Origin of the sequence: Amycolatopsis minnesotensis, from assembly GCF_039529815.1 — a bacterium.
GTDB classification, from domain to species: domain Bacteria; phylum Actinomycetota; class Actinomycetes; order Mycobacteriales; family Pseudonocardiaceae; genus Amycolatopsis; species Amycolatopsis minnesotensis.
Window position 1 is genome coordinate 1 of sequence record NZ_BAAANN010000128.1, and the last position, 1,111, is coordinate 1,111.

The window sequence follows — 1,111 nt, forward strand, 5'->3', positions numbered from 1 at the left end:
TGTATTGACCATGGAGGTTGGGTACGGGGCGACACGTGATCGGATGATCTTGGTGTGAGGAGGGCCTCCGGGTTCGGTGTGGATTGCGACATCTGCACCTGCTACCTGGAGGCCCTCGTGACTCACGCTAACGCACCGTTGACCCCGGCCGGGAGGCTGCGCCTGGCCCGATGTGTCGTTGAGGATGGATGGCCGTTGCGTCGGGCCGCGGAACGGTTCCAGGTCTCGGTCACCACCGCCGGGCGGTGGGCTGCTCGCTTCCGCGGCCAGGGTGAGGCGGGCATGAGCGACCGCTCGTCGCGGCCGGCCACCAGCCCGAACCGGACCCCGACCCGCACCGAACGGCGGATCATCAAAGTCCGTGTCCTGCGCCGTTGGGGTCCGGCCCGCATCGCCTATCTGCTCGGCCTGAACCCCTCCACCGTGCATCGGGTCCTGACCCGCTACCGGCTGGCTCGCCTGACCCACCTCGACCGGGGCACCGGCCGCCCGGTCCGCCGCTACGAACACGCCGCCCCCGGCGATCTGGTGCACGTTGACATCAAGAAGCTGGGCAACATCCCCGACGGTGGCGGCCACAAAGTCCACGGACGTGCCGCCGGCGGGCGCAACAGTGCCGCTCACCGTGACCCGGCCCGGCCCCGCAAGATCGGTGGCCGGGCGAACCTGGGCTACAGCTACCTGCACAACGCGATCGACGACCACTCCCGCCTGGCCTACACCGAGATCCTGCCCGATGAGACGAAGGAGACCGCTGCCGCGTTCTGGGTCCGCGCGCAGGCGTTCTTCACCAGCTGCGGTATCACCGTCGCACGAGTCCTGACCGACAACGGGTCCTGCTACCGCTCACTGCTCTGGCGCGACACCCTGCGCGAAGCACAGATCGTGCACAAACGCACCCGGCCCTACCGACCGCAGACCAACGGCAAGGTGGAGCGGTTCAACCGCACCCTGCTCGACGAATGGGCCTACGCCCAGCCCTACCGCACCGAAACCCAACGCCGCGAAGCGCTACCGGACTGGCTACACACCTACAATCACCACCGCGGCCACACCGCACTCACCGGCAAACCACCCGCCAGCCGCGTCCCCAACCTCACAGGGCAATACA

1 protein-coding gene is annotated in these 1,111 nt (G+C 68.2%); it reads left to right on the forward strand.

Going from position 1 to position 1,111, the window contains the following annotated elements; all coding sequences use genetic code 11:
- Nucleotides 1–117: 117 nt before the first annotated feature.
- Nucleotides 118–1,111: IS481 family transposase (locus ABD256_RS44140; protein WP_344432396.1), on the forward strand; the 994-nt coding region annotated here is incomplete at its 3' end.